This is a genomic window from Allobosea sp. 47.2.35 (genome assembly GCF_024655635.1).
In the GTDB taxonomy this organism is placed as follows: Bacteria; Pseudomonadota; Alphaproteobacteria; order Rhizobiales; family Beijerinckiaceae; genus Allobosea.
This window is the reverse complement of the sequence record NZ_JANLGI010000017.1, coordinates 106,011-132,842: the sequence shown is the minus strand read 5'-3', so window position 1 is coordinate 132,842 and position 26,832 is coordinate 106,011. Positions and strand designations below refer to the sequence as shown.

Sequence of the window (26,832 nt, the reverse complement as noted above, 5' to 3'; positions counted from 1 at the left end):
GGCCTCGGCCGGCTCGCTGTCGGGCCGGATCGAGCAGCTCAACGCGCTGGTCGCGGCGTTCAAGACCGGCCGCGAGGCGGCGGGTTACGCCCAGCCGGCCGCGACGGCACCGCGTGTGGTGAAAGCGCCGATGCGCGCGACGGTAAGCCAGGCAACCATGGCATCCGACGAACCGGCGCGTCTGCGCCAGCTGCCCGAAGCCGCCTTCGTCCAGTCGCGCGCGCCTGCCCCGCGCAAGGTCGCCAATGGCGGCGGCGGCCGGGCCAGCGATTCAGGATGGGAAGAGTTCTGATCAGAACCTGACGCGCAGGTTCTTCAGCAGTCCCAGCCTCTCGCGGTCCCACCAGCGCCAGAGCATCATCACGGCCACGACCGAAAGCCCGGTCACCAGCCCGATCCAGATGCCGCTGCCGGCCAGCGGCGTCATGAAGCCCAGCACGGCCGAGAGCGGCAGCCCGATGCCCCAGTAGCCGATGCCGGCGAGGATCATCGGCAGGCGCGTGTCGCCGAGACCGCGCAGGATCGACGAGCCGATGACCTGCGCGCCATCGGCGATCTGGAAGACGGCGGCATAGAACAGGAAGACCGTGGCGATCTGGGCGACCGCTTCCGCACCGGGCTTCGAGCGGTCGAGGAAGGGTGCGATCAGCCAGTGCGGCACGATCGCCATCAGCAGCGCGGTGAAGCACATGAAGCTGAGCGCCAGGATCAGCGCCATCATCCCGGCGCGCCGGATGCCCTCCTTGTCGCCGGAGCCGAAGGCGCGCCCGACCCGCACGGTCCCGGCCTGGCCGATGCCGAGCGGCACCATGAAGGCCAGCGAGGCGATCTGGATCGCGATGGCATGGGCCGCGAGCGCGGTCGAGCCGATCAGCCCCATCATGAAGGCGGCGCCGTAGAAGATCAGCGACTCGAACGAGAGCGTCAGCGAGATCGGCAGGCCCATGCGCCAGAAGGCGCGGTAGCGCGGCCAGTCCGGCACCCAGAAGCGGCCGAAGACCTGATAGCGCCGGAAGCGTCGGTCGAGCGAGACCACGAGCGCCAGGCCAAGGAACATCAGGGTCGAGGATATCGCCGTCGCCAGCCCCGAACCCGGCAGGCCGAGTGCGGGAAAGCCGAGGCGCCCGAACATCAGGCACCAGTTGGCGAAAGCGTTGAACGCCACCGCGAAGAGCACGACGATGAAGGCCCAGCGCGGCCTCTGCAGCGCAGCGACGAAGCCGCGCAGGCACAGATAGAGGAAGAAGGGCAACAAGCCCCATTGCAGCGTATGGATGTAGGATGCCGCCGCCTTCGAGAGGGCCGGGTCCTGGCCCATCGCGGTCAGGATGAATTCCGCCTGCCAGAGGAAGAGCCACATCGGCCCGACCATGGTGGCCGCCGCCCAGAAGCCCTGCCGCACCGTGCGGCGCAGGTCGCGCGCGGCATGCTTGTTGCGGCCGAGCTCGATCGCCAGCATCGGCGCGACCGCCCCCATCGCGCCGATGCCGAAGATCAGGGCGGCGTTATAGAGATTGGTGCCGAGCGCGCCGGCCGCCAGCGCGTCCGGGCCGAGCTGGCCCATCATGATGACGTCGGTCGCCGTCATCGCGGTCTGCGCGACATTGGTCAGCACCATCGGCCAGCACAGGACGAGCATGGCGCGCGCCTCGGTGAGCCAGGGGTGATCGGAACGGGATGCGGCGATTGCAGACATGGGCGCCGCTTCTACCGCCGATTGCAAAGGCGAAATAGCCGGCGCCACGCTGTTCACCGCCCGGAGCCGATGCGCTGCACGCGGGTCGACAAGCGCCATCGCGGTCTGCATCTTGCCTTGCCGACTACGGAGGGCCTGAGGCGATGAGCACCAATCTGAGGATCGATGGAGCGAGATTGACCTCGCGCCTGGCAGAACTCTCGAAGATCGGTGCGACGCCGGAAGGCGGCTGCCGCCGCCTCGCCCTGACCGATGAGGACAAGCAGGGTCGCGACTGGCTGGTCGGCCAGATGAAGGCGCTCGGCCTCGATACCCGCGTCGATGCGATCGGCAACATCGTCGGCATCCTCAAGGGTCAGGAAGACGGCCCCGCCGTCATCATGGGCTCGCATATCGACACGGTCGGCACCGGCGGGCGCTTCGACGGCGCACTCGGCGTCGTCGCGGGCGTCGAGGTTCTCGCGGCCTTGCGCGATGCCGGGCTGACGCCGAAGCGCGACATGGCGGTGATCGCCTTCACCAACGAGGAGGGCGCACGCTTCCATCCCGATATGCTCGGCTCCTATGTCTGGGCCGGCGGCATGAGCGTCGAGGCGGCGCACCGGGAGGTCGATTCCGAGGGCGTGGGTCTCGGCGCCGAGCTGAAGCGCATCGGCTACGAGGGCGCCGAGAAGCCGGGCTTCCTGCCGGCCCATGCCTATATCGAGATGCATATCGAGCAGGGGCCGGTCCTCGAGAACGAGGGCGGCGGGCTTGGCGCCGTGACCGGCATCCAGGCGATCTGTTGGCTGGAACTCACCCTGAAGGGCCGCCCGAGCCATGCCGGTACGACCCCGATGGCCTATCGCAAGGACCCCGGCCTCGCAGCGGCGCGCATCAACATCTTCGCCAACGAGCTGACCAAGACCATCCCGAACCAGCTCGCCAATAGCGGCGTCATCCGCGTCCAGCCCGGCAACGTCAATGTCGTGCCCGAGACCGTGGTGATGACGCTCGACCTGCGCAATCCGCTCGATCAGCCGCTGGCCCAGGCCGAGGCTGCGGTCCGCGCCTTCTGTGCCGAGCTCGCTGCGCGCGACGGCATCGAGATTTCCTTCCGCGATCTCGCGCGCTTCCCGGCGACGCCCTTCGCCGAGGAGCTGATCGCCGAGGTCGAGCGCAGCGCTGGCGAATTCGGCTTGGCCGTCCGGCGGATGATTTCGGGCGCCGGCCACGACGCCCAGATGATGGCGCGGCTCTGCCCGACGGCGATGGTCTTTATCCCCTCGATCGGCGGGCTTTCGCACAACCCGGCCGAGTTCAGCACCGATGACGATATGGTCGCCGGTGCCAATATCCTGCTCACCACCGCCTGGCGCGTCGCCAACGCCTGAGAGGTCCCCGCATGACGACGATCGCCACGCTGTCCGCCGCCGAGCTCGGCCCGCTCTACGCCAGCAAGCAGCTCTCCCCCGTCGAGGTCGCGAAGGATGCGCTCGCCCGCATCGAGCGCTTCGAGCCCGAGGTCAACGCCTTCGCCGTCCGCGATGAAGCGATCACGCTTGCCATGGCCGAAGCCTCGCAGGCACGCTGGCTGAAGGGCGAGGCGATCGGCCCGCTCGACGGCGTGCCGGTCACCATCAAGGACAATCTCGGCGTCGCCGGCTGGTCGATGCAGCGCGGCTCCGCCATCGCCTCGGACGCGCCGTTTCCCGAAGATTCCCCGGTCACGGCGCGGCTGCGCGAGGCCGGAACGGTCTTTCTCGGCAAGACCACCATGCCGGAATATGGCTGGAAGGGCGTCGGCGATTCGCCCGCGACCGGCATCACCCGCAATCCCTGGAACACCGGCACGGGGCCGGGCGGCTCCTCCTCGGGCGCGGCGGTCTGCGCCGCGCTCAATCTCGGTTGCATCCATATCGGCACCGATGGAGCCGGTTCCGTGCGCATTCCCGCCGCCTTCACCGGCGTCGTCGGCCTGAAGCCGAGCTATGGCCGCGTCCCCGCCTGGCCGATCTCGGTCATGGGTTTCCTCGCCCATCTCGGGCCGTTGACCCGCACCGTCATGGATACGGCGCTCGCCATGAAGGCGATCGGCCAGCCCGACGCACGCGACATGACCGCGCTGCTGGATCGCCCACCGGATTACGTCGACGGGCTCAAGGGCAGCATGAGGGGCCTGCGCGTCGCCTGGTCGCCGCGCCTCGGCCAGAATGTGACCGTCGATCCCGAGATCGCCGCCCTGACGGCCGCGGCCGCGCAGGCCTTCACCGAGCTTGGCGCGACGGTGGAGGAAGTCGATCCCGGCTTCGACGATCCGATCGATATCCTGATGACGCTCTGGTCGTCCGGTGCGGCGCTGGCGCTGAAGAGCATCGATGGCGCCGGCCGCAAGCAGATGGATCCCGGCCTCGTCGCGGTGGCGGAGCAGGGCGAGCGCATCCCGGCTTCGGCCTATGTCGATGCGCTCCTGAACCAGCGCAACGCGCTGGCCTACAAGATGGCGCAGTTCCACCAGCAATACGATCTGCTGCTCACGCCGACCCTGCCACTCCCGGCCTTTGCGGTTGGGCGCGATACGCCCGAGCATGGCGCCTATGGCGAGGACTGGACGCGCTGGACGCCCTTTACTTACCCCTTCAACATCACCGAGCAGCCGGCGGTCTCGGTGCCTTGCGGTCTGACCAGGACAGGCCTGCCCGCCGGCCTCCAGATCGTCGGCGCCTTTGGCAAGGATGCACTCGTGCTGCGGGCGGCGGCGGCCTTCGAGCAGGCCCGGCCCTTCGCTCGTGTCGATGAGCCGGTCGAACTGATTTAAGCTCGAATATTTTTCGCTTTTCCCGGAACGGGCTAAAAAAGCCCGTCCGGACGCCGAAACACTGGGTTCTCCCCCGAAAGTTCCGTCTGGCACGAACTGTGCAGGCGAAGATCCGGCCTCGGTCGGGTGCTGCTGCGTGTTGTCAGGCGGATATTTTCTGCCCAAACTTGCGGCAAGGCAGCCCGTTCAGAGGCGCCGCTTCAGGGGAGAGCATGATGGATCGCAGGACGTTTCTGAAATCCGCGACGGGCGCCGGCATGGCCGCTGCGACCGGTGGGCTGGCGATGCCGGCCCTGGCGCAAAGTTCCAGCAAGACACTACGTTTCGTACCGCAGGCCAATCTCGCCAATTTCGATCCGATCTGGGGGACGCAATACGTCGTCCGCAACGCCGCGGCTCTGGTCTGGGACACGCTCTACGGCGTCGATTCGAAATTCCAGCCGCAACGTCAGATGGTGGAGACCGAGGAGATGTCCTCGGACGGCCTGACCTGGACCTTCAAGCTGCGCTCAGGCCTCAAGTTCCACGACGGCACGCCGGTCACCTCCAAGGATGTGGTCGCCAGCCTCGTGCGCTGGTCGGCCCGCGATCCGATGGGCCTGATGATCCGCGCGATCCAGGTGTCGCTCGAGCCGGTCGATGACCTGACCTGGAAATGGGTGCTCAAGGAGCCGTATCCAAAGATGCTCCTGGCGCTGGCGAAGAACAATTCGCCCTGCACCTTCATCATGCCGGAGCGGATCGCCAAGACCGATCCGTTCACGCAGATCACCGAATATGTCGGCTCCGGCCCGATGAAGTTCCTGCGGAGCGACTGGGTGCCGGGCGCCAAGGCCGTGTTCGAGAAGTTCGCGGACTACAAGCCCCGCTCCGAGAAGGCCGACTGGCTCTCCGGCGGCAAGAACATCTTCGTCGATCGCATCGAATGGGTGATCATGCCCGATCCGGCGACGGCCGCCGCCGCGCTCCAGAACGGCGAAGTCGATTGGTGGGAGACCCCGCTCGCCGACCTTGTGCCGGTGCTGAAGGGCCACAAGGACATCAATGTCGATATCGGCGATCCGCTCGGCAATATCGGCGCCTTCCGCATGAATCACCTGTTTCCGCCCTTCAACAACCTGAAGGTGCGCCAGGCCGTGCTGACGGCGCTGAACCAGGAGGACTACATGCGCGCCGTCGTCGGCGACGACGACAAGCTCTGGAAGTCGCTGCCCGGATTCTTCACGCCCGGCACGCCGCTCTATACCGAGGAGGGCGGCGATATCCTGAAGAAGCGCAACGTCGCCGAAGCCAAGAAGCTCCTGGCCGAGTCCGGCTACAAGGGCGAGCCCGTCATCTGCGTGGTGGCCCAGGACATGGCCGCCACCAAGTCGATGGGCGACGTCACGGCCGAACTGCTCAAGAGCATCGGCATGAAGGTCGATTTCGTCGCGACGGACTGGGGCACGGTCGGTGCCCGCCGCGCCCAGAAGACACCGCCGGACCAGGGTGGTTGGAGCATGTTCCACACCTGGCATGCCGGCGCCGACTGCGTGAACCCCGCTTCCTATACGGCGATCCGCGCGAATGGCGACAAGGCCTGGTTCGGCTGGCCGAACGTTCCCGCGGTCGAGACCGAGGTGACGAACTGGTTCAAGGCCAAGGACCTGGCCGAGGAGAAGGCCGTGATGGGGCGCCTCAACAAGGCCGCCGTCGAGAACGTCGTCTTCGCGCCGACCGGCTTCTACCTCAGCTACCAGGCCTGGCGGAAGAATGTCACCGGCGTGGTCAGCGGGCCGCTGCCGTTCTTCTGGGACGTCAAGAAAGCCTGACAGCTCGCGCGGGCCGGGGCCGTCGCTCCGCCTGCCCGGAGCCGTCGCCGGCTCCATTGACTCGCTTCGCCGCGGCCCGGAAGAAATCCCGGCCGCGGCCCCCGTATACGCTGTGAACGAGGTCCGACGGCCCCATGCTCGCTTTCGTCGTCAGGCGCATCGTCACGACCATCCCCGTGATGGCCTTCGTGGCGCTGTTCGTCTTTTCGTTGCTCTATGTCGCGCCGGGCGATCCCGCCGCCATCATCGCCGGTGACCAGGCGTCGCCCGCCGATGTCGAGCGCATCCGCGCCAGCCTGGGCCTGGACCGGCCCTATCTCGTGCGCTTCGCCGAATGGTCCTTCCGCGTGATCCAGGGCGATCTCGGCACCTCGATCTTCACCAACCTGCCGGTGACGCAGCTCATCGCGCAGCGCATCGAGCCCACGCTCTCGCTGATGGTGCTGACTCTGATCTTCGCCGTCGTGGTCGCCGTGCCGATGGGCGTGGTCGCGGCCTGGAAGGCGGGCAGCTGGGTCGACAAGGCGGCGATGGGCTTCGCCGTGCTGGGCTTCTCGGTGCCGGTCTTCGTCGTCGGCTACCTGCTCGCCTATTTCTTCGCGCTCAAGCTCGATTGGCTGCCGGTGCAGGGCTACACGCCGTTCTCGCAGGGCTTCTGGCCCTGGCTCAGGAACCTCATCCTGCCTGCCGTCACGCTCGGCCTCGTCTATATCGCGCTGATCGCCCGCATCACCCGCGCGACCATGCTTGAAGTGCTGCAGCAGGACTATGTCCGCACCGCCCAGGCCAAGGGCGTGGCGCAGAAGGATGTGCTCTTCCTGCACTCGCTGAAGAACGCCGCCGTGCCGATCGTCACCATCATCGGCATCGGCATCGCGCTCCTGATCGGCGGCGCCGTCGTCACCGAGAGCGTCTTCGCCATTCCCGGCCTCGGCCGGCTCACCGTCGATGCCATCCTGCGCCGCGATTACCCCGTCATCCAGGGTGTCGTGCTGATGTTCAGCCTGGTCTACGTGCTGGTGAACTTGCTGATCGACCTGACCTATACCCTCGTCGACCCGAGGATCCGCTATTGACCGCTCCATCGACCCTTGCGACCCCCGTGGCACCAGCCGCTGAACCGGTGAAGGCTGAACTGAGCCGCGCCGCTCGCTTCCGTCGCTATCTGCGCCGGCATCCGTCCGTCGCGATCGGTGGCGGACTCCTCGTTCTGATGGCGCTGATCGGCATTTTCGCGCCATTGCTCTGGACCACCGACCCGACCGCGATCTCGCCGGCCCGCCGCACCCGCGTCCCATCCGAGCTCTACTGGTTCGGCACCGACATGCTGGGCCGCGATGTCTATTCGCGCGTGGTCTACGGCGCCCGCGTCTCGCTGCTCGTCGGCTTCAGCGTCGCTGTCCTGTCCTCGATCATCGGGCTCACCATCGGCCTCTTTGCCGGTTTCGTGCGCTGGGCCGACGGCATCATCATGCGCATCATCGACGGCATGATGTCGATCCCGCCGATCCTGCTCGCCATCGCCCTGATGGCGCTGACGCGCGGCTCGATCCAGAACGTCATCATCGCCATCACCATCGCCGAGATCCCGCGCGTGGCCCGCCTCGTGCGCGGCGTCGTTCTGTCCCTGCGCGAGCAGCCCTATGTCGAGGCGGCAGTGGCCAACGGCGCGCGCGTGCCGCGCATCATCGTCAGGCATATCCTGCCCAACACCTTCGCGCCGATGAGCGTGCAGGCGACCTATATCTGCGCCAGCGCCATGATCGTCGAGGCGATCCTGTCCTTCATCGGCGCGGGCGTGCCGCCGGCGACGCCCTCCTGGGGCAACATTATGGCCGAGGGCAGGGCGCTCTGGCAGGTCCGGCCGCACATCATCCTGTTCCCGGCGGTCTTCCTCTCGATCACCGTGCTCGCGGTCAACCTGCTCGGCGACGGCCTGCGCGACTCGCTCGACCCGAGGCTCGCCAAGACGCTCTGAGGGCTCGCCCCGCAACTGGGACAACCCACGCCCCGCATTGCCGGCGCTTGACGCGCCGGCTCAGTGCTTGAAAGCCTTCCCCGCAGGGTGATCCTCATCCGGAGCCTATGACGTGACCCGCATCCTGACCGTTGCCGCCGCCCAGCTCGGCCCTATCCAGCGCGATGAGAGCCGGGCCTCGGCCGTCGCCCGCATGGTCGAATTGATGCGGCAGGCCAAGAGTCATGGCGCCGATCTCGTCGTCTATCCGGAGGCCGCGCTCACCGCCTTCTTCCCGCATTGGTGGATCGACGACGAGGCCGAGATCGACAGTTACTTTGAGGCGGCGATGCCCTCGAACGAGACCGCGCCGCTCTTCGAGGAGAGCAGGCGCCTCGGCGTTGGCTTCCATCTGGGCTTCTGCGAGCTCGCCTTCGAGCAGGGGCGCAAGCGCCGCTTCAACACGGCGATCCTCGTCGACAAGTCGGGCTCGATCGTCGGCAAGTACCGCAAGATCCACCTGCCGGGCCATCCCGAGCATCGCCCGGCCGCGCCCTTCCAGAATCTCGAGAAGCGCTATTTCGAGACCGGCGAGCTCGGCTGGCCGGTCTGGCGGACGATGGACGCCAATATCGGCATGATGATCTGCAACGACCGCCGCTGGCCCGAGAGTTATCGCTCGATGGGCCTGCAGGACGTCGAGTTGATCGTGCTCGGCTACAACACGCCCAAGCACAACCCGCCGGCCCCGGACCATGACCGGCTCGGCAATTTCCACAACCAGCTCGTGATGCAGGCCGGTGCCTATCAGAACGCCACCTGGGTCGTCGGCGTCGCCAAGGCGGGTCTGGAGGCCGGTGTCGACCAGATCGGCGGCTCCTGCATCATCGCGCCGACCGGCGAGGTGGTGGCACAGGCCGTGACCGAGGGTGACGAACTCGTCGTCGCCCGTTGCGACATGGACCTCGGAAAGAGCTATAAGGCCTCCACCTTCAATTTCGCCAGGCATCGCGAGCCCCAGGCCTACGGCCTGATCGTCGAGCGCAAGGGCGCCGTCTCCCCGGTTTGATCAGCCTCCAAAGGACAAAAAAGTGACCCACGATCTCATCCTGAAGGGCGGCCGCGTTATCGACCCCTCCCAGAAGCATGACGGCATCCTCGATGTCGCCTTCACGGACGGCAAGGTCTCCGGTTTCGGCAAGGACCTGAAGGGCGCCAAGGAGGTCCGCGACGTTTCCGGCTATATCGTCTCGCCCGGCCTGATCGACCTGCACACCCATGTCTACTGGGGCGGCACCTCGCTCGGTATCGATGCCGACGAGTTCTGCCGTGTCTCCGGCGTCACGACCTCGGTCGATACCGGCTCGGCCGGCCCCGGCAACTGGCCGGGCTTCCGCAAGCACGTCATCGAGCAGAGCCAGGCGCGCATCCTCGCCTATCTCCATGTCTCGCATGCCGGCATCTACGGCTTCGACCATCGCGTCATGGTCGGCGAGAGCGGCGACCTGCGCCTGATGAACCCGGTCGACTGCGCCGAGGTCGCCGACAAGAACCGCGACCTCATCGTCGGCATCAAGGTCCGCGTCGGCCTCCATGCCTCGGGCGAGCAGGGCACCGCGCCGCTCAACATCGCGCTGCAGGTCGCCAACGAGGTCGGCATGCCCCTGATGTGCCATATCGACCATCCGCCGCCGTCCTATGAGGAAGTCATTGGCATGCTTCGCCCCGGCGACGTGCTGACCCACGCCTTCCGCCCCTTCCCGAATGCGCCCGCGACCGCGCAGGGCACGGTGAAGCCGGAGGTGCTGGCCGCCCGCAAGCGCGGCGTCATCTTCGATATCGGCCACGGCAAGGGCTCGTTCTCATTCAAGACCACGCGCGCCATGCTCGCCAACGGCTTCGAGCCGGACGTGATCTCGTCGGACGTGCACAAGCTCTGCATCGATGGCCCGGCCTATGACCAGGTCACGACGATGTCGAAGTTCCTCTGCATGGGCATGAGCCTGAACAATGTCATCGCCGCTTCGACCGTGAACGCCGCCATGGCGCTGAAGCGCCCGGAATACGGCTCGCTCAAGGTCGGCTCGCTCGGCGATGCGACGATCCTCACCGTCAAGGAAGGCAAGTTCAACTACGAGGACGTCGTCGGCGAGGTCCTGACCGGCGACCGCAAGATCGTCTCCGAGGGCGTCGTGCTCAAGGGCAAGTGGTGGCACCCGAAGCGGACCAGCAAGTTCCCTAAGGTCGCGGCGTAAGCCTCCATGTCACGCGAAACGGGCTGGCGCCGCATGGCGCCGGCCGACCTGCCGGCCGTGATGGCGATCGCGGCCGTGGTGCATCCGGACTATCCCGAGGACGAGGCGATCTTCGCCGAGCGTCTGCGTCTGGCGCCAGAGGGCTGCCATGTGCTGGCGGCGGGAGACGGCGCGCTGCAAGGCTATCTCGTCAGCCATCCCTGGCCGGCCGGCGCGATACCCGCCCTGAACTCCCTGCTCGGCGAAATCCCGCAAGGTGTCGCGAACTGGTATCTGCACGACCTTGCCCTGCTGCCCTCCGGGCGTGGCACTGGCGCGGCAGGTGCGATCGTCGCCGATATCGCCCGTCAAGCCGCGGAAACCGGCTATACGAGCCTGGCGCTGGTCGCGGTCAACGATTCGACCGGCTTTTGGCGACGGCAGGGTTTTCGTGGGGTGCATGACCCCGCGCTTGATCGCAAGCTTGCGAGCTATGACGATGCGGCCCGCTATATGCGCCGCGAACTGAACGACTGACAGGACAAGCCGGCGAAGCAAGCGTCGGCGGGAATTGAGGAGAGAAACGCCATGAGCGCCGAAGACAAGCTGAAGGAACTGGGGCTGACCCTGCCGGACGTGCCGACGCCGGTCGCGACCTATGTCAGCTTCAAGCAGGTCGGCGACATGGTCTATCTCTCGGGCCAGGGTCCGAAGCGGGCAGACGGCACCTATCCAACCGGCAAGGTCGGCGCCGACGTCAGCGTCGAACAGGCCTATGAGCATGCCAAGCAGACCGGCCTCGGCTTGCTCGCCGCGATGAAGAAGGCGGTCGGCTCGCTCGACAAGGTCGAGGTCGTCAAGCTGCTCGGGATGGTCAATGCCGCGCCGGACTTCTCGGATCATCCCAAGGTCATCAACGGCTGCTCGGACCTGTTCGTCGCCGTGCTCGGCGACCGTGGTCGCCATGCCCGCTCGGCCGTCGGCATGGGCTCGCTGCCCAACCGCATGACCGTCGAGATCGAAGTCATCGTCAAGGTGCATCCATGAGCGTGACCGCGACCACTTCCAAGGCCGTCGACCAGCCGGCTGCGACCCCGCTCGCCGCCGAGATCGCCCGCGTCTACGGCACGCCCGCCGTGGTGATCGATCTCGACAAGGTCGATGCCAATATCGCGCGCCTCCAGGCCGCCTGCGATGCGGCAGGCGTCGCCAACCGCCCGCATATCAAGACGCATAAATCGCCGGTTCTGGCGCGGCTCCAGGTCGAGGCAGGCGCGCGCGGCATCACCTGCCAGAAGCTCGGCGAGGCCGAGGTCATGGCGGATGGCGGCATCGACGACATCATGATCAGCTACAACATCCTCGGCGAGGAGAAGCTCGGCCGCCTCGGCGCGCTCCAGCGCCGCGTCCGGATGATCGTCGCCGCCGACAACCCGGTCACCATCTCCGGCCTGCCGCGCGCGGGCGAGATCGCCGGCCGCGACCTTGAGGTCGTCATTGAATGCGATACCGGCCGCAAGCGCGCCGGCGTCGAGACGCCAGGTGAGGCGGTCGAGCTCGCCAAGATGGTCGCGGCCTCGCCGGGGCTGCGCTTCGCCGGCTTCCTGATGTACCCGCCGGAGGATGGCTGGGAGCGCACGCAGGTCTTCCTCGACACCGCCAATGCCGGCCTGCGCGATGCCGGCCTCAAGGCCGACATCATCTCGACCGGCGGCTCGCCCAACATCCCGAACATGGGCAAGCTCAAGGGCGCGACCGAGCATCGCTCGGGCACCTCGATCTTCAACGATCGCATGCAGATCGCGGCCGGCGTCGCGATGCTCGAGGATTGCGCGCTGACCGTCTACGCGACGGTGGTGAGCCGGGCCGGCCCGGAGCGTGGCATCCTCGATTCAGGCTCGAAGACGCTGACCAGCGACAAGGGCAATCTCGACGGTCACGGCTATATTCTCGAGTATCCGGCGGCGCGGATCGCGCAATTCGCCGAGGAGCATGGCTTTCTCGATCTCTCCGCCTCGAACAAGCGCCCGCTCGTCGGCGAGGTCGTGCGCGTGGTGCCGAACCATGTCTGCGTCGTCGTCAACATGGTCGATCGCCTGATCACCGTGCGCGGCGACAAGCTGATCGGGGAATTGCCGGTCGCGGCCCGCGGTCGCCTGACCTGAGCTAGTTCTGCAGGATCTTCGATCCCTTGATCGTGACATTGCCGGACGCCTTGGCTTCGAGGCGTCCGGATGCCTTGAGCGTGATATCGCGCCCCTGAAGCTCGACGCTGCCGTCCTTCTTCATGCTCAGTCTGGCATCGCCGCTTTTCAGCGAGGCGGCGTCGGCGCTTTCGATCGCAAGCGTCTTGCCGACACTGACGGCCATGCCCGCTCCGACGCTCATCGCCATCTCCTTGCCGGCCGTGATGGCGAAATTCTGCCCGCTGTCGATATCGCAGCCTACCGCTGCGCTGACGTTGAAGCTGCGCGTTTCGAACGAGGCTTCATGACCGCTGCTGACGCGCAGCCGGTTGCCGATCACGACCGTGGCATTCGCGCCTGCGCTCACAGCGAGATTGCCGCCTGAGGTCAGCGTCATCGCAGTGCCGGCCGTGAGCGCGATGCCCATCCCGCAATTGATCGTCAGAGAGCCCGGCGCGTTGATGACGACATTGCCGCCGCGATCCGCCGAGATCGCCTGAAGCAAGGCTGCGACCTGTGCCTCCAGGGTGGCGATGCGCTTCTGGAGAGCTTCGGTGTTCGGATCGGCCATCGCATTCCCCTCTCGTCGGCATGATGTGATGACGAAGCGTCAGCCTATCACGCGTCGGAGGTAGCGAGAATGCGGTTGGCCGTTCAGCTCTCCGGGTGCCGGGCGTTCCAGGCGGCGGCGTATTCCGTGCAGAGCCGGTCTAGCTCGGCCCGGTCGGTGACGCCGGCGGGACGTCCGCGCGAGGGCGAGGCCTGCTGGAACGGCACCGAGCGCTGATGCGCGACACGCCAGAGCCGGCGCAACTCCCTGAGCGGGTCGATATGATCGTCGACACGGATGTCGATGCTGGGCACCGGCTCGCCGTTCCAGATCCGGATCGCGACGGATTGCTTGCCGCGCTTGTCGCCGCCGGCCTTCTCGCCGGCCTCCAGCGCGACTAGCAGGCGCTCGTCGAAATCCAGCGCGGACGCGGCGATATAGGCCTTCAGCGTCTGCTGCACGACCTCCGGGCCGGCGAGCATGTTGCCGGCGACGGAGACCTGCGGCCCGTCGACAGCGCCGCACCAGTCGATGCAGGCCGCGCCCGTATGCGAGGCGGTCTTGCCGTCGCGGTCGATGACATGGAGCTGGCGATGGGCGCGGCCCTCATCGGCTGCCGTCAGCGTCGCGATGATCTCGACGGCCGAGCGGCCCTCCTGCAGCAACCTGAGGCCGTCGATCCCGTAGAGTGGGTTGACGAAGGCCTGCGTCGCGATCGCGCCGATACGCCCGCCGCCATAGGGCACGCGGGCGCCGACGGCGAAGGCGCAGGTCGAGACGGCGACGCCATAGGCGCCGGTCGCGGCGTCGCGGGCGACGATGGACCAGGTCATGCGATCAACTCCTCAGCGCCCCGCGGCATAAGCCTGCATCAGACGCGGCGTCGCGGCGGCGCGCAAGAGCCCGTCATCGCCGCGTTCTGCCGCAGTCAGGCGCCCGACAGTCCAGGCCGGAGCCTTCTCGACGGCATGCCCGCGCCGCTCAAGCTCGGAGAGGGCCGCAGTGCCGATGCTCTCCTCGATCATCATGTGCCCCGGCCGCGACGAGCGCGGATAGAAGGAGGAGGGGAAGTGCTGCGTGTGGAACAGCGGCAGGTCGATCGCCTCTTGCAGGTTGAGGCCGTGATGGACGCGGCGCAGGAACAGGCCGAGCTGCCACTGCTCCTGCTGGTCGCCGCCCGGCGTGCCGAAGGCGAGGCGGGGCTTGCCGTGCTCGAAGGCGATCGAGGGCGTCAGCGTCGTACGTGGCCGCTTGCCCGGCGCGAGCGAGGAGGGCAAACCCTCTTCCAGCCAGAACATCTGGGCGCGGGAATTGAGCGGGAAGCCGAGCTCCGGGATGACCGGAGAGGATTGCAGCCAGCCGCCCGAGGGCGTCGCCGCGATCATGTTGCCCCATTTGTCGATGACGTCGATATGGACGGTGTCGCCCTTGCGGCCGGCCGCGACCATCGAGGCCATGGTCGGCTCGCCGACGCTGGCGCCGCCCTGCGTGGGCTGGGCGATGGCGCCGAGTGCCTTCATCGCATGCGCGACCTGCGCCTCATAGCCCGAGACGACACCCGGCCGCAGCTCCAGCGAGGCGCGCTCGCCGATCAGGCCGCGCCGTCCGGCCGCGTAATCCTCGGAGAGCAGCGTCGCCAGCGGCACCTTCACGAAATCCGGGTCGCCGTAATAGGCTTCGCGATCGGCGAAGGCGAGCTTCATCGCCTCGACGACATGGTGGACGAATTCCGGGCTCGCGGGCCCCATCCCGGCGAGGTCGACGCCCTCCAGAATCTTCAGCGTCTGCAGGAAGGCCGGACCCTGGCCCCACGGGCCGATCTTGAAGACCTCCCAGTCGTGATAGGTCACGGAGGTCGGTGTCTCATAGGTCGGCTTGTAATTCGCCATGTCCTGCGCGGTCAGCAGGCCCTTGTTGCGGCGGCCGGAGGAATCCATCACCTCCTGCGTGCGGCAGAAGCGGTCCATCGCCTCGGCGACGAAGCCCTTGTACCAGGCGTCATAGGCGCCCTGAATCTGCTCCTGCCGGTCGCTGCCCTTGGCTTCGGCCTCGGCGAGGATGCGCTTGTAGGTCTCGGCCGCGGCCTTGTTGGCGAAGAGCTTGCGCGCCTCCGGCACATTGCCGCCGGGCAGATAGACGGCGCCGGAAGTCGACCACTCGTTGGTGAAGAGGTCGGTCAGTTCGCGGATCGAATCCGAGACGCGCGGCAGCATCGGATGGCCGTTCTCGAAATAGCCGATCGCGGGTTCGAGGACGTCGCGCAGCTTCAGCCGGCCATGGTCGCGCAGCAGCGTCATCCAGCCGCCGAAGGCGCCGGGGATGACGGTCGCGAGCAGGCCGGAGCCCGGGATCAGGTCGAGGCCGAGCGCCTTATAGGCCGCGATGGTGGCGGCCTGCGGGGCCGGCCCCTGCGCGCAGAGCGTCTCGACCTTCCCGGTTTCGGCCGAATAGAACACGGCGGGCATGTCGCCGGCCGGGCCGACGAGATGCGGCTCCACCACCTGCAGCACGAAGGCGGCGGCGGCGCAGGCGTCGAAGGCGTTGCCGCCCTTTTCCAGCATCGCCATGCCCGAGGCGGTGGCGAGCCAGTGCGTCGAGGTGACGACACCGAAGGTGCCGAGGATTTCGGGGCGGGTGGTGAACATGGGCGTATCCCTGAAGCCTAGTTTTCTTTCGGGTCGAGCGCGTCGCGCAGGCCGTCGCCGAGCAGGTTGAAGCCGAGCACGGCGAGGAAGATGCAGAGGCCTGGCGCCACCGACATCCACGGCGCCTGCTCCATGAAGTTCTTGGCGACGTTGAGCATCTGTCCCCAGGAGGGCGCCGGCGGCTGCTGGCCGAGGCCGAGGAAGGAGAGGGCAGCTTCCAGGATGATCGCTTGCGCCATGAACAATGTCGACTGCACCACGATAGGGGACAGGGTGTTGGGCAGGACATGGCGGAACATCAGCCGGAGATCCCGCGCGCCGACCGCCCGCGCGCCCTCGACGAAATCCTCCGCTTTCACGTTCATCACCTGCCCCCGGATCAGCCGGATGAAGATCGGCACGGCAGAGAGGCCGATCGCGATCATCGCATTGGTCAGCGACGGGCCGAGCACGGCGGCAAAAGCGATGGCAAGGATCAGGAATGGGCAGGCGAGGAGCGCCTCGGTGACGCGCGAGATCACGATGTCGATCCAGCCGCCATACCAGCCGGCGAGCAGGCCGAGAGGCAGGCCGATCGCGACCGCGATCAGCACGGAGACGATGCCGGCGAGCAGCGAGGCCTGAGCCCCGAAGAACAATCGCGAGACCTGGTCGCGGCCGAGCTCGTCCGTGCCGAACCAGTAGAGCTCGGAGGGCGGCTTGCGGATGGCGAGGAAGTTCGACTTGAACGGATCGGCCAAAGGCAGCACCGGCGCCAGCACCGCCATCAGGACGAAGATCAGGACGAGCCCGCCGCCGAGCAGCGCGGACTTGTTGCGGATGAGGCGCGCCAGAACGCCGGGGCGGCCGCCGGAGCCGGACGATGCACCGGCAGAGGCGATGGAATCGAGCGATGCCATCAGCCGGTCCTCAGGCGCGGATTGACGAGGATGTAGAGGATATCCGCGATCAGGTTCATCAGGATGAAGCCGATGGCCGTGCACAGCACCACGCCCTGCACCACGCCATAGTCGCGGTTGAACACGGCATCGACGATCAGCTTGCCGAAGCCGGGGATGGTGAAGACCTGCTCTGTCAGCACCGCGCCCGCCAGCAATTCGCCGAAGAGCAGCGTGGTCAGCGTGATGATCGGTACCAGCGCGTTGCGCAGCGCGTGGCGGTGCACGACCGTGTCCTCGTCCAGCCCCTTGGCGCGGGCGGTGCGGACATAGTCCGAGCGCAGCACCTCCAGCATCGCCGAGCGGGTATGGCGCATCAGGAAGGCGGCGAGCCCGTTGCCGAGCACGAAGGCCGGCATGATCAGGCGTTTGATCGCCTCCCAGGGGTGCTCGAAGATCGATTCATAGCCCGATGCCGGTAGCCATTTCAGATGCACCGAGACCAGCAGGATCAGCATGATCCCGAACCAGAAATTCGGGATCGACAGCCCCGACAGGGCCGCCGCGCTGGCCGAATAGTCGATGATCGTGCCCTTGTGCCGCGCCGCCAGGATGCCGATCGGGATGCCGATGCAGATCGCGACCAGGATCGAGGCCGTGGCGAGCTGGATCGTCACCGGCAGCTTCTGCAGGATGAGCCCGAGCACCGGCTCGCCGGTGCGCAGCGAGCGACCGAAATCGCCCTGCACGACCTGCCCGAGCCAGGCGAAGAACTGGACGAAGATCGGATCGTCCATCCGGTAGATCTCGCGCAGCCGCGCGATCACCTCGGGGTCGCGCTCCTCGCCCGCGATGACGAGGAAGGGATCGCCCGGCAGCGCGCGCTGCAGGGCGAAGACGAAGAGCGATACCAGGAACAGCGTCGGTATCGCGATCAGGAAGCGGCGGAGGATGAGCGTGGCCATGGGCCACCCCTCAGAGCATGAGCATCCTCACGAGCGCTTCATTCCCGCCAGCCGGATGATCCCGTCGGGATTGATCGCAAAGCCCTGCAGGTTGGAGCGCATCGCGAAGAACACCGTCTGGTTATAGAGATAGACGATCGGCAGTTCGTCCTGCAGGATCTTCTGCGCGGCGTCGTAGCGCTTCTTGCGCTCGGCCGGCTCGTAGATCGTGCGGGCTTCGTCGAGCAGCTTGTCGACCTCCGCATTGGCGTATTTGCCGTCGTTCTGGTTGCCCTTCGAATGGGCGAAGGGGTGGATGTTGCCGTCCGGGTCGATGCGGCCGGACCAGCCGACACGGCTCATCTGGAACTTGCCCTGCTGCTGGTCGCGCAACTGGCTGGCGAACTCCGTCGAGCGGATCTGGATGTCGATGCCGGCCTCCTGCGCCATCGCCTGGATCACCTGCCCGAGCTGGGCGTCGACCGGGTTGTTGGTGACGAAGAGCTCGACCGAGACCTTGGACTGCCCGGCTTCCTTGAGCAGCGCCTTCGCCTTGGCAAGGTCGCGGGCCGGCACCGGCAGATCGGCGCTGACGAAGAAATTGCCGGGGTTGAAGGGCTGGTTCGACGGCGCATAGAGCCCCTCGAACACGACCTGGCTCAGCACCTTGCGGTCGATCGACAGCGAAAGCGCCTGACGCACCCGCTTGTCCTTGCCCATCGGCTGGTTGGCGGCCTCGCCATGGTTGGTGTTGATGGTGATGCCCTGGTAGCCGAGATTGGCGATGCTCTCGATCTTGAGGGACTTGTCCGATTGGGCCGATTTCACGTCGGTCGGAGCCAGCCGCTCCAGCATGTCGAGTTCGCCCGAGCGCAGATTGGCAAGGCGCACCGTCGTGTCGGGGATCGAGCGGTAGAGCACGCGGTCGAAATTGTACTTGTCGGCCTCCCAGTGCTCTTTGAATTTTTCGAGCACGATCCGGTCGTTCTGGACCCGCTCGACGAATTTGTAGGGGCCGGAGCAGACCGGCTTCGCCGCGACGTCGCCCGAAAGCGTCTTGGGCGAGAGCATCATGCCGGCGCGGTCGGTCAGCTGCGAGAGCAGCGTCGCATCCGGACGCTTCAGCTTGATCACCAGCGTGGTGGCATCCGGCGCTTCGATGCTGTCGACCGAGGCGAGCTCGGCTTTGCGCAGCGAGTCGGGCAGGGTGCGGGCCCGCTCCAGATTGGTCTTGGCGGCCTCGGCATTGAAGGTTTCGCCGTCATGGAACTTCGCATCGCTGCGCAGCTTCATCGTCAGCGTCAGGCCATCAGAGGAGAAATTCCATTCCGTCGCCAGCCGGGGCACCAGCTTCAGCTCCGGCGTGATGTCGACCAGCCGGTCGCACAGACCCATGAAGACGATGCGGCCGACGAAGGTGCGCGCCTTGTGAGGGTCGAGCATGTCGGGGTCTTCCTGCAGGCCGATCCGCAGGGTGGACGGGGCCTGTGCCAGCGCCGGCACTATCGCGAGCGCGAGTGCGGCGGCCGAGATCGCAACCTTCAACAGCTTCATGATGTCCCCTCGTTCCGGACGGTTTTCGGCGAACGTTCCCGGCGCGTCATGCGCGGATCGTCCTGCTCAATTCGTTCCTTGTGGCACTAATCTGACTCAGATCGCGTCCGCCGTCGATGATGCGCCGCATCAATTCGCAGGCAAGTTTGCCTGCCCCTTAGGCAGATATGGCTTGGCCCGGAAACCGGGGTTCCATGTCCGGGAAGGACATGCACGATGCGGCGATGGCGGTCGCCTCGGCAGGCGGCAGGCACTAGAACGACGCTCGACAGGTGCGTGAGGGAGAATGAGCATGCTGCTGGGCGTGATCGCCGACGACATGACGGGGGCGACCGATGTCGCGCTGATGCTGAACCGGGCGGGCATGCGCACCGTTCAGGTCATCGGTGTACCGCTTGCCGGCTCCGCCCTGCCGGAGGCCGATGCGGTCGTCGTCGCGCTGAAGTCGCGCACCAATCCGGTCGCCGAGGCGGTAGCGGATTCGCTCGCAGCCTGCGAGGCTCTGCTCAAGGGCGGCGCCCGCCAAATCCTGTTCAAATACTGCTCGACCTTCGATTCGACGGCGGAGGGCAATATCGGGCCGGTGGCGAATGCGTTGGCCGAGCGTCTCGGCGCCAAGCTCGCCATCGTCTGCCCGGCTTTCCCGGCGAATGGCCGCTCGATCTATCAGGGCTATCTCTTCGTCGGCGCCGTGCCGCTGCACGAAAGCTCGATGAAGGACCACCCGCTGACGCCGATGCGGGATTCCAGCCTGATGCGGTTGATGTCGGCGCAGGCGAAGACCGATACCGGTCTCGTCGATTACATGACCGTGCTCGCCGGCCCCGCCGCCGTGAAGGCGCGTCTCGCGAAGTTGCAGGCCGACGGCATCCGCTATGCCGTCACCGACGCGCTGACCAACGAGGACCTGATGACGCTCGGCCATGCCGTGTCCGAGCATGTCCTGCTGACCGGCGGCTCGGGCATCGCGATGGGCCTGCCGCAGAATTTCCGCCGCGCTGGCCTCCTGCCGGAGCGTCCTGGCCCGCAGGATCTGAAAGCGCCGGCCGGTAGGGCCGGCATCATCTCCGGCAGCTGCTCGACCGCGACGCGCGGCCAGATCAGGGCGGCGCTGGAAGCGGGCTATCCAGCCCTCAAGGTCAACCCCTTCGCGCTGGCTGATGGCAGACAGGACGCCGCCGGGCTCGCAGCCTGGGCGCTGGCGCAGCCGGCCGACAAGCCGTTCCTTCTCTATTCCAGCGACGATCCGGCCGAGGTTGCGGCGGTGCAGGACAAGCTCGGCCGCGACAAGGCCGGCAGCATCGTCGAGCATGCTTTTGCCGAAGTTGCGCGCCGGCTTTCCGAGGGCGGCGTGACGCGGCTTCTCGTCGCGGGCGGCGAGACCTCGGGCGCGACCGTGCTGGGCCTGGGCATCCGCACGCTGGAAATCGGCCCCGAAATCGACCCCGGCGTGCCCTGGACTCGGGTCGTCGATGGGCCGGAGATGGTCGTCGCGCTAAAGTCCGGCAATTTCGGCGCGCCGGATTTCTTCCTGAAGGCTTGGAGCCTGCTGCGCTGATGCCCGATTTGCCTGCGCTGAATCTCGTATAGGATCAGCCTGCGAACTGGGAGCCGGCACGGACATGGCATTTCTCGGCGAACTTCTGACCAACGTGGCGGATCGTGGCCGCGCGCTGATCGGCTTCGAGCGCTTTCTCGGCAGCCGCTCGCGCCCGATCGACAAGCTCTGCGAGGACCTGCTCTCCGGCCGCGGCGAGGCCTCGGGCATGGCGCTGGCGCAGGCCGTCCTGGAAGCCTGGCAAGGCCTCGACAAGCCCGGCCGGCTCGCCTTCTTCAACATGCTGCGGGAGCGCTTTGGTCCCGACCACGACCAACTGGATGCAGCGATCGACGCCTATCGCGCCAAGCCGGATGCCGCGACCATCTCCGCGCTTCATCTCGCCGCCGAGCCGCGCCGGCAGGAATTGCTGCGTCGCCTCAACCTCGCGCCAGAGGGCACCCATGTTCTGGTGCGGATGCGCGAAGCGCTGTTCGAGGCGATGGCGGCGGAGCCCGAGCTGAAGGGCATCGACGACGACTTTCGCCATCTCTTCGGCTCCTGGTTCAATCGCGGCTTCCTCGTGCTGCGCCGGATCGACTGGCGCACGCCCGCGAACGTGCTGGAGAAGATCATCCGCTACGAGGCGGTACACGAGATCCAGGGCTGGGACGATCTCAGGCGCCGGCTTGAGCCGGCGGACCGGCGCTGCTTCGCCTTCTTCCATCCGCAGCTCGTCGACGACCCCCTGATCTTCGTCGAGGTCGCACTGACCGGCGACATCCCGCGCAGCATCGGCGAGGTGCTGGAGCCGGAGCGCACGATCCTGCCAGCTCAAGCCGCGACGACGGCGGTGTTCTACTCGATCTCGAACTGCCAGGAGGGCCTGCGCGGCATCTCCTTCGGCAATTTCCTGATCAAGCAGGTGGCCGAGGACCTGAAGCGCGAATTGCCGGGGCTCGATACCTTCGTCACGCTCTCGCCGGTGCCGGGCTTCGCCCGCTGGTTGGCCGGCATCGCCGACGAGCCCGGCGATCTCGTCCTGACCAACGAGGAGCGTTCCGAGCTTGCCCGCCCGGCCGGCGAGACGATCTCGCTCGACGACGCGACCAGGGCGCGCCGCGACAAGCTGCTCGGCCAGATGATGGCGCAATACATGCTGCGGGCACGCACGGCCTCAGGCCGCGTCATCGACCCGGTTGCGCGCTTCCATCTCGGCAACGGCGCCCGGCTGGAGCGGATCAATGTCGGCGGCAACCTCTCGGCGCGGGGCCTGCGCGAGTCGCATGGCGTGATGGTCAATTACCGCTACGATCTCGACGATATCGAGACCAACCATGAGGCCTTCGCCACCCGCAACACGGTGGTGGCCTCCTCCAGCGTGCGCAAGCTGCTGCGCGCTGCTACGAGCTGATACGGAAACGCCTGAAAGGACCCGAAATCATGGGCAATCATCTCTTCGACCTGATCCGCTCGCGCATGCCGGCGCCGGATGCGCCTTTCGCGCTGCTCGATGACGGCCGGCGTTTCTCCTATGGCGACATGGTCGCGGTTTCCGCGCGCTTTGCCGCCGCCCTCACCGGGCTTGGCGTGAAGCCGGGCGACCGCGTCGCCGTGCAGGTCGAGAAGAGCTTCGAGGCGCTGATGCTCTATCTGGGCACGGTGCGGGCCGGGGCGATCTTCCTGCCGCTCAACACCGCCTATACTCCGGCCGAGATCGAGTATTTCCTCGGCGATGCCGAGCCCGCGGTCTTCGTCTGCGATCCCGCCAAGGCCGAGGCCCTGCGTCCCTATGCCGAGAAGGCCGGCGCCAAGCTGGAAACCCTCGGCATCGGCAATGGCAGCCTGCTCGACAAGGCGAACGCCGCCTCGGGCGATTTCGCCGACGTCGCGCGCGGGCCGGACGATCTCGCCGCGATCCTCTACACCTCCGGCACGACCGGCCGTTCCAAGGGCGCGATGCTGAGCCACGACAACCTGTCGTCCAATGCGCTGGCGCTGGTCGACTACTGGCGCTTCGGCAAGGGCGACGTGCTGCTGCACGCTCTGCCGATCTTCCATACCCACGGCCTCTTCGTCGCGACCAACGTGATCCTGCTCTCCGGCGCCTCGATGATCCTGCTGCCCAAGTTCGATCCGGAGCAGGTCTTCAAGTACCTGCCCCAGGCCACGAGCATGATGGGCGTGCCGACCTTCTACGTCCGCTTGCTTCAGGATGCCCGCCTGACCAAGGAGGCGACGAAGCATATGCGCCTCTTCGTCTCGGGCTCGGCGCCGCTGCTGGCCGAGACGCATCGCGAATGGCGCGAGAAGACCGGCCACGCCATCCTCGAGCGCTACGGCATGACCGAGACCAACATGAATACCTCGAACCCCTATGAGGGCGATCGGGTCGCCGGCACGGTCGGCTTCCCGCTGCCGGGGGTCTCGGCCCGCGTCACCGACCCCGAGACCGGCCAGGAGATCGCCCGCGACGAGATCGGTATGATCGAGGTCAAGGGCCCCAACGTCTTCAAGGGCTACTGGCGCAATCCCGAGAAGACCAAGGCCGAGTTCCGTGCCGACGGCTTCTTCATCACCGGCGATCTCGGCAAGATCGATCTCGCCGGCTACGTCCATATCGTCGGGCGCGGCAAGGACCTGATCATCACGGGCGGCTACAACGTCTATCCGAAGGAGGTCGAGACCGAGATCGACGAGATGCCGGGCGTGATCGAGAGCGCCGTCATCGGCTGCCCGCATCCGGATTTCGGCGAGGGTGTCACCGCAGTCGTGGTCTGCAAGCCGGGCTCCGATATCACGGCGAAGGGCATCGCCGCGGCGCTGGAGCAGCGTCTCGCCAAATTCAAGCAGCCCAAGCAGGTCTTCGTCGTGGCGGAGTTGCCGCGCAACACCATGGGCAAGGTCCAGAAGAACCTGCTGCGCGAGCAGTACAAGGACATCTACGCCAAGCAGTTGAAGGCGGGGGAGTAAGCCCCTCCACATTCATCGCGTGTCATCCCGGCCGGAGCGAAGCGAAGAGCCGGAATCCATGCCTGAACCGTTCCGGAATGGATCCCGGGTCTCCCTGCGGTCGCCCGGGATCACGGCGCATGTGGGCTTGCTCACACCAGCGCCGGCACGCCGAGCTCGATCGTCTCGCCATCGGCGGGGATGCGCAAGCGCCGCATGTCGACGCCGCGCTCCTTTGCCGCCTTGCGCAGCGCCGAACGGCTGACCGTGGCGTGATCCAGCGCTTCCATATGCGTCGCGATCACCGTCGCCAGAGGAAAAGCCTCGGCGAGATCGAGAGTCTGTTCGTCATCCATCACGATCAGCGTGTTGTCCCACATCGCGCCGCAGGAATGCGTGACGATGACATCCGGCCCCGTCGCCGTCGCGGCGTCGCGCAATGGCGGATAGAGCACGCTGTCGCCGCACCAGTAGAGCGTCGGTTCGCCCGGCGCCTCGAAGCTCAGGCCCATCACCCGCCCCATCGTCTCGACGACCGCGCCGGTGCCGTGTTGGGCCGGGTGCCGCTTCAGGATGATCTGGCCGAGCCGGATGAAGCAGTCGATCGCCGTGATCGAGGAGAAGCCGGCCTGCGCGATCGCCGCCTCGTCGCCGGGCTGGCAGATGATCGGCAAATCCTTCGGCAGGCGCTCCTTGGCGACCTCGTCGAAATGATCGGCATGGAGATGCGAGACGATCACGGTGTCGACGCCCGCGACGATATCCTCGATCGGCTCAGGCAAATCGATCATCGGATTCTCCGAGCGCCCGGTGAAGGAGCGACGGCTATGGCGCGGGCCGAAATCCGGGTCGATCAGGAAGGTCCTGCCGCCATAGGTGAGCTTCAGCGTCGCGTTGCGGAGAAGTTTGAGCTTCATATCCGTCGGCTCCTCGTCAGGGAGGAACATTGTTCCGCATCCCGCCACGAGGAGACCAGTTCGGATTTGTGAAGCTCTTTCCACGTTCGCGTGACGTATCAGGCGGCGGCGAACTGGCCGTAAGGCACGGTTTCGCGCGCCTTGCGCAGCGCGCTCGCCCACCAGTGGAGCTGAGCCAGCATCGTCGCCATCGCCTGCTCGGCGCGGTCGGCGTCGAGCAGGGCGCCTTCCGCGTCGAAGCGGCTCCAGACATCGGCGAAGGCGACGCCGTCGCGGATCGGTGCGGCATGCAGTTCTCCGAAAACGAGGCGCAATTGCTCGACGGCACGAAGGCCCCCCGAGATGCCGCCATAGGAGACGAAACCGACCGGCTTGCCGCGCCATTCCAGCCCCACCGCATCGATCAGGAATTTCAGGATCGCCGGGTAGCCGCGGTTGTATTCCGGCGTCACCACGACGAAGCCGTCGGCCCAGCCGATGATCTGCCGGAGTTCTTCGAGGGCAGGGTGCTTGCCGCTGACATGGCGCGGCGGCAGGTCGATCTCGCCGGGATCGACGACCGCGAGATCGAAGGGGCCGTCGCCGGCGATCTGCGAGATCGCCCAGCCGGCGACCTTGTCGCAGAAGCGGCCCTCGCGGCTGCTGCCATAAATCAGGGCGAGCCTGATCCGCGTATCGACCTTCTGGTGCATGGAAACGCTCCGGTTTGCTTCACGGGAGCGCGGCTTATAGAACCTCAAGTAAGGTTAAGGTCAAGAGGCGTATTCCGATGTCACAGCAGGCGCGTTTGCCGGGCGAGCTCAGCGTCGGCGATGTCGCCCGCCGCAGCGGGCTTGCCGTCTCGGCATTGCATTTCTACGAAGCGGAAGGGCTGATCCGCAGCCATCGCACGCAAGGCAACCAGCGCCGCTATGCCCGCGAGGTTTTACGCCGGGTTGCGATCATCAAGGTGGCGCAGCGCGCCGGCATTCCGCTGAAGACCATCCGCGAGGCCTTCAAGGCCCTGCCGCAGGAGCGCACGCCGACCGTCGCCGACTGGGCGCGGCTGTCCTCCGCCTGGAAGCAGGAGCTGGAACGCCGCATCGACCGGCTGACGCGGCTACGTGATCATCTGAACGGCTGCATCGGCTGCGGCTGCCTCTCGGTGCGGGATTGCCCGCTGCACAATCCGCTCGACCGGCTGGCCGAGGAGGGGCCGGGGCCGCGCCTCCTCGATCCCGAGTGAGGCTCAACCCGCCTTGTAGAGCGTATCGAGCGGCATCCGTGCGACATCGGCCATCAATTGGACGAAGCCCTGCGCCTGAAGCGCAGCCGTCGTCTTGCCCTTCGCCGCCGTCGCAAGGCTGGCATCGCCAGCGGCACCAGCGCGGTTCACGTCCTGCGCCATCCAGGCGAAGGCATGCGGGCCGGTCGGGCGCAGATGGGTGTAGCCTTCCTCGGCCATGGTCACGGTGTGCGGCTTGAACAGCGCCGCCTTGCTCATGTCGACGAGGTCCGGCCGGAAATGCAGCATCAGCGAGGTCTCGACATCGCCGCCATGGATGCCATGGCGGATATCGAGCTCGCCATAGAGCCCCTCCGGCAGCCCGAAGGACATCCACGCCGTGCAGACGGCGAGCATGCCGTGATCGACGCGCAGCTCCCGCGCGACGATCTTCATCGGGTCGACATTGCCGCCATGGGAGGTGATCAGCACGAGCTTGCGCAGGCCCGCCCGCTTCACGCTCTCGCCGATCTCTATCCAGGAGCGGATCGCGCTCTCCCAGCCGATCGTGACCGTGCCCGGCGAATGCAGATGCTCGTTCGACTTGCAGACGGCCTGCGTCGGCAGCACCAGCACGTCGAGATCATCAGGCACCAGCGGCATTGCCTCGGCCAGCATTCCGTTCATCACGGTGGTATCGACCGAAACAGGCAGATGCGGGCCGTGCTGCTCTATCGCGGCCAGCGGCAGCACCGCGACGGTGCGGTCTGGCGAAAGCGTGGCGAAGTCGGAGCTCTTCAGGTCGCCCCAGAAACGTGCGGTCATGATCAGGCCTGTCAGGAGCCGGTGCGATCGCCTTGTTTCTGTGCAGAAACCCGGCGGCACGGCGTTGCATTGTCCCGTCGTCCTATCGCATGGGATAAGGAGACGGGCCAGTGGCCGGGTCGGCCGAGGCGTGAGGGGAGATAGC

25 protein-coding genes are annotated in these 26,832 nt (G+C 66.7%); 15 read left to right on the top strand and 10 right to left on the bottom strand.

The window, feature by feature from the left end; translation table 11 throughout:
• Positions 1–292, top strand: a 292-nt coding sequence (locus tag NUV79_RS19705; protein WP_257734763.1) for a hypothetical protein, incomplete at its 5' end; no start/stop codon positions are given.
• Here the strand turns inward: NUV79_RS19705 and NUV79_RS19700 are convergent.
• Complete coding sequence (locus tag NUV79_RS19700) at positions 293–1,696, bottom strand: MATE family efflux transporter (RefSeq protein WP_257734762.1); 1,404 nt, start codon at positions 1,694–1,696, stop codon at positions 293–295.
• Between the two features lie 143 nt (positions 1,697–1,839).
• Here NUV79_RS19700 and NUV79_RS19695 point away from each other — a divergent pair, with 143 nt between their 5' ends.
• The 10 genes from NUV79_RS19695 to NUV79_RS19650 all read left to right on the top strand — a co-directional run bounded on the left by NUV79_RS19695 (position 1,840) and on the right by NUV79_RS19650 (position 12,660).
• A complete protein-coding gene (locus NUV79_RS19695; protein WP_257734761.1) occupies positions 1,840–3,069 on the top strand; it encodes a M20 family metallo-hydrolase in 1,230 nt (409 codons plus the stop codon).
• Positions 3,070–3,080: 11 nt separating this feature from the next.
• Positions 3,081–4,493: an amidase gene (locus NUV79_RS19690; protein ID WP_257734760.1), complete on the top strand. Its 1,413-nt coding sequence runs from the start codon at positions 3,081–3,083 to the stop codon at positions 4,491–4,493.
• A gap of 215 nt (positions 4,494–4,708) precedes the next feature.
• Positions 4,709–6,304 carry an ABC transporter substrate-binding protein gene (locus tag NUV79_RS19685; protein ID WP_257734759.1) on the top strand — a complete coding sequence of 532 codons (1,596 nt, stop codon included), beginning with the start codon at positions 4,709–4,711 and terminating at the stop codon, positions 6,302–6,304.
• A 134-nt stretch (positions 6,305–6,438) separates the two neighbouring features.
• Positions 6,439–7,380: an ABC transporter permease gene (locus NUV79_RS19680; protein WP_257734758.1), complete on the top strand. Its 942-nt coding sequence runs from the start codon at positions 6,439–6,441 to the stop codon at positions 7,378–7,380.
• Positions 7,381–7,427: 47 nt separating this feature from the next.
• Positions 7,428–8,282, top strand: coding sequence for an ABC transporter permease (locus NUV79_RS19675; protein ID WP_257734770.1), 855 nt, complete (start codon positions 7,428–7,430; stop codon positions 8,280–8,282).
• A gap of 112 nt (positions 8,283–8,394) precedes the next feature.
• Positions 8,395–9,330, top strand: coding sequence for an N-carbamoyl-D-amino-acid hydrolase (locus NUV79_RS19670; protein WP_257734757.1), 936 nt, complete (start codon positions 8,395–8,397; stop codon positions 9,328–9,330).
• Positions 9,331–9,352: 22 nt separating this feature from the next.
• A complete protein-coding gene (locus NUV79_RS19665; RefSeq protein WP_257734756.1) occupies positions 9,353–10,516 on the top strand; it encodes an amidohydrolase/deacetylase family metallohydrolase in 1,164 nt (387 codons plus the stop codon).
• 6 nt (positions 10,517–10,522) lie between these two features.
• Positions 10,523–11,032, top strand: coding sequence for a GNAT family N-acetyltransferase (locus tag NUV79_RS19660; RefSeq protein ID WP_257734755.1), 510 nt, complete (start codon positions 10,523–10,525; stop codon positions 11,030–11,032).
• Between the two features lie 51 nt (positions 11,033–11,083).
• Complete coding sequence (locus NUV79_RS19655; protein ID WP_257734754.1) at positions 11,084–11,542, top strand: RidA family protein; 459 nt, start codon at positions 11,084–11,086, stop codon at positions 11,540–11,542.
• Positions 11,539–12,660 (top strand): alanine racemase, encoded by a 1,122-nt coding sequence (locus NUV79_RS19650; RefSeq protein WP_257734753.1) that lies wholly within the window; start codon positions 11,539–11,541, stop codon positions 12,658–12,660. Before NUV79_RS19655 ends, NUV79_RS19650 begins: the two co-directional genes overlap by 4 nt.
• A gap of 1 nt (position 12,661) precedes the next feature.
• Here NUV79_RS19650 and NUV79_RS19645 read toward each other — a convergent pair whose 3' ends face one another.
• The 6 genes from NUV79_RS19645 to NUV79_RS19620 form a co-directional block, all read right to left on the bottom strand.
• A complete protein-coding gene (locus NUV79_RS19645; RefSeq protein WP_257734752.1) occupies positions 12,662–13,252 on the bottom strand; it encodes a DUF2345 domain-containing protein in 591 nt (196 codons plus the stop codon).
• An 83-nt stretch (positions 13,253–13,335) separates the two neighbouring features.
• Positions 13,336–14,064: a DUF1028 domain-containing protein gene (locus tag NUV79_RS19640; protein ID WP_257734751.1), complete on the bottom strand. Its 729-nt coding sequence runs from the start codon at positions 14,062–14,064 to the stop codon at positions 13,336–13,338.
• Between the two features lie 12 nt (positions 14,065–14,076).
• Positions 14,077–15,876 (bottom strand): gamma-glutamyltransferase family protein, encoded by a 1,800-nt coding sequence (locus NUV79_RS19635; protein WP_257734750.1) that lies wholly within the window; start codon positions 15,874–15,876, stop codon positions 14,077–14,079.
• A gap of 17 nt (positions 15,877–15,893) precedes the next feature.
• Positions 15,894–16,775 carry an ABC transporter permease gene (locus NUV79_RS19630; protein ID WP_257734749.1) on the bottom strand — a complete coding sequence of 294 codons (882 nt, stop codon included), beginning with the start codon at positions 16,773–16,775 and terminating at the stop codon, positions 15,894–15,896.
• A complete protein-coding gene (locus tag NUV79_RS19625) occupies positions 16,775–17,719 on the bottom strand; it encodes an ABC transporter permease (RefSeq protein ID WP_257734748.1) in 945 nt (314 codons plus the stop codon). Before NUV79_RS19625 ends, NUV79_RS19630 begins: the two co-directional genes overlap by 1 nt.
• Before the next feature lie 27 nt (positions 17,720–17,746).
• Entirely contained in the window at positions 17,747–19,252 is a 1,506-nt protein-coding gene (locus NUV79_RS19620; protein WP_257734747.1) for an ABC transporter substrate-binding protein, read from the bottom strand.
• A 286-nt stretch (positions 19,253–19,538) separates the two neighbouring features.
• Between NUV79_RS19620 and otnK the strand changes: the two genes are divergently transcribed.
• From otnK to NUV79_RS19605, 3 genes are all read left to right on the top strand, one after another.
• Positions 19,539–20,810 (top strand): 3-oxo-tetronate kinase, encoded by a 1,272-nt coding sequence (gene otnK, locus NUV79_RS19615; protein ID WP_308218223.1) that lies wholly within the window; start codon positions 19,539–19,541, stop codon positions 20,808–20,810.
• A 64-nt stretch (positions 20,811–20,874) separates the two neighbouring features.
• Positions 20,875–22,203: a malonyl-CoA decarboxylase gene (locus NUV79_RS19610; protein ID WP_257734746.1), complete on the top strand. Its 1,329-nt coding sequence runs from the start codon at positions 20,875–20,877 to the stop codon at positions 22,201–22,203.
• A gap of 29 nt (positions 22,204–22,232) precedes the next feature.
• Positions 22,233–23,762 carry a malonate--CoA ligase gene (locus tag NUV79_RS19605; RefSeq protein WP_257734745.1) on the top strand — a complete coding sequence of 510 codons (1,530 nt, stop codon included), beginning with the start codon at positions 22,233–22,235 and terminating at the stop codon, positions 23,760–23,762.
• Positions 23,763–23,893: 131 nt separating this feature from the next.
• Here NUV79_RS19605 and NUV79_RS19600 read toward each other — a convergent pair whose 3' ends face one another.
• Positions 23,894–24,658 (bottom strand): MBL fold metallo-hydrolase, encoded by a 765-nt coding sequence (locus tag NUV79_RS19600; protein WP_257734744.1) that lies wholly within the window; start codon positions 24,656–24,658, stop codon positions 23,894–23,896.
• Between the two features lie 98 nt (positions 24,659–24,756).
• The gene (locus NUV79_RS19595; RefSeq protein ID WP_257734743.1) at positions 24,757–25,350 is read right to left on the bottom strand and encodes an NADPH-dependent FMN reductase; all 594 of its coding nucleotides are present in this window, start codon (positions 25,348–25,350) and stop codon (positions 24,757–24,759) included.
• A 77-nt stretch (positions 25,351–25,427) separates the two neighbouring features.
• Between NUV79_RS19595 and soxR the strand changes: the two genes are divergently transcribed.
• Complete coding sequence (gene soxR, locus NUV79_RS19590; protein ID WP_257734742.1) at positions 25,428–25,883, top strand: redox-sensitive transcriptional activator SoxR; 456 nt, start codon at positions 25,428–25,430, stop codon at positions 25,881–25,883.
• A 3-nt stretch (positions 25,884–25,886) separates the two neighbouring features.
• On the opposite strand, the gene NUV79_RS19585 is transcribed toward soxR, so the two are convergent.
• The gene (locus tag NUV79_RS19585) at positions 25,887–26,687 is read right to left on the bottom strand and encodes a creatininase family protein (protein ID WP_257734741.1); all 801 of its coding nucleotides are present in this window, start codon (positions 26,685–26,687) and stop codon (positions 25,887–25,889) included.
• Between the last annotated feature and the right edge of the window lie 145 nt (positions 26,688–26,832).

Bases quoted from the DNA above. Each gene is read 5' to 3' on its own strand.
- NUV79_RS19620 (WP_257734747.1), bottom strand. From the start codon at position 19,252: ATGAAGCTGTTGAAGGTTGCGATCTCGGCCGCCGCACTCGCGCTCGCG.
- NUV79_RS19595 (WP_257734743.1), bottom strand. From the start codon at position 25,350: ATGCACCAGAAGGTCGATACGCGGATCAGGCTCGCCCTGATTTATGGC.
- NUV79_RS19685 (WP_257734759.1), top strand. From the start codon at position 4,709: ATGGATCGCAGGACGTTTCTGAAATCCGCGACGGGCGCCGGCATGGCC.
- soxR (WP_257734742.1), top strand. From the start codon at position 25,428: ATGTCACAGCAGGCGCGTTTGCCGGGCGAGCTCAGCGTCGGCGATGTC.
- NUV79_RS19700 (WP_257734762.1), bottom strand. From the start codon at position 1,696: ATGTCTGCAATCGCCGCATCCCGTTCCGATCACCCCTGGCTCACCGAG.
- NUV79_RS19660 (WP_257734755.1), top strand. From the start codon at position 10,523: ATGTCACGCGAAACGGGCTGGCGCCGCATGGCGCCGGCCGACCTGCCG.
- NUV79_RS19585 (WP_257734741.1), bottom strand. From the start codon at position 26,687: ATGACCGCACGTTTCTGGGGCGACCTGAAGAGCTCCGACTTCGCCACG.
- otnK (WP_308218223.1), top strand. From the start codon at position 19,539: ATGAGCATGCTGCTGGGCGTGATCGCCGACGACATGACGGGGGCGACC.
- NUV79_RS19695 (WP_257734761.1), top strand. From the start codon at position 1,840: ATGAGCACCAATCTGAGGATCGATGGAGCGAGATTGACCTCGCGCCTG.
- NUV79_RS19650 (WP_257734753.1), top strand. From the start codon at position 11,539: ATGAGCGTGACCGCGACCACTTCCAAGGCCGTCGACCAGCCGGCTGCG.
- NUV79_RS19680 (WP_257734758.1), top strand. From the start codon at position 6,439: ATGCTCGCTTTCGTCGTCAGGCGCATCGTCACGACCATCCCCGTGATG.
- NUV79_RS19610 (WP_257734746.1), top strand. From the start codon at position 20,875: ATGGCATTTCTCGGCGAACTTCTGACCAACGTGGCGGATCGTGGCCGC.
- NUV79_RS19640 (WP_257734751.1), bottom strand. From the start codon at position 14,064: ATGACCTGGTCCATCGTCGCCCGCGACGCCGCGACCGGCGCCTATGGC.
- NUV79_RS19690 (WP_257734760.1), top strand. From the start codon at position 3,081: ATGACGACGATCGCCACGCTGTCCGCCGCCGAGCTCGGCCCGCTCTAC.
- NUV79_RS19605 (WP_257734745.1), top strand. From the start codon at position 22,233: ATGGGCAATCATCTCTTCGACCTGATCCGCTCGCGCATGCCGGCGCCG.
- NUV79_RS19625 (WP_257734748.1), bottom strand. From the start codon at position 17,719: ATGGCCACGCTCATCCTCCGCCGCTTCCTGATCGCGATACCGACGCTG.
- NUV79_RS19655 (WP_257734754.1), top strand. From the start codon at position 11,084: ATGAGCGCCGAAGACAAGCTGAAGGAACTGGGGCTGACCCTGCCGGAC.
- NUV79_RS19635 (WP_257734750.1), bottom strand. From the start codon at position 15,876: ATGTTCACCACCCGCCCCGAAATCCTCGGCACCTTCGGTGTCGTCACC.
- NUV79_RS19630 (WP_257734749.1), bottom strand. From the start codon at position 16,775: ATGGCATCGCTCGATTCCATCGCCTCTGCCGGTGCATCGTCCGGCTCC.
- NUV79_RS19645 (WP_257734752.1), bottom strand. From the start codon at position 13,252: ATGGCCGATCCGAACACCGAAGCTCTCCAGAAGCGCATCGCCACCCTG.
- NUV79_RS19600 (WP_257734744.1), bottom strand. From the start codon at position 24,658: ATGAAGCTCAAACTTCTCCGCAACGCGACGCTGAAGCTCACCTATGGC.